The following is a 262-nucleotide window of genomic DNA, read 5'->3' as shown; positions in this document are numbered from 1 at the left end:
GACAAGCCGTCGTAAGCTTTTTTCGCTACACTGGTGTGAAAGGAGATGATATCGTGGAAAAGCCTATCATTACCGTGGAACAGTATGAAGCGCAAGTCATCTATGTGCGTTTTAGGGGAACGTACGTCCAGTTCAGGAAAAACAGCCGCAAGATGTTTAATGAACTCTTTGCCTATGCTGAGAAGTACGCATTAATAAAAGAAGGGTTCACGAAAGTCCTGACGATCTACCACGACAATCCCTTTATCACCGACGCGTCCAA

At 45.0% G+C, this 262-nt stretch carries 1 protein-coding gene; it reads left to right on the top strand.

Annotation, left to right across the window (positions count from 1 at the left end; all coding sequences use genetic code 11):
• Window positions 1-53 precede the first annotated feature (53 nt).
• A partial coding sequence (locus tag R0J92_RS23920; protein ID WP_411053511.1) for a hypothetical protein occupies window positions 54-262 on the top strand: 209 nt, incomplete at its 3' end.

The organism is Tritonibacter sp. SIMBA_163 (assembly GCF_046535935.1).
Taxonomy (GTDB): Bacteria; Pseudomonadota; Alphaproteobacteria; order Rhodobacterales; family Rhodobacteraceae; genus Epibacterium; species Epibacterium scottomollicae.
This window is presented reverse-complemented; position numbering and strand designations above follow the sequence as displayed.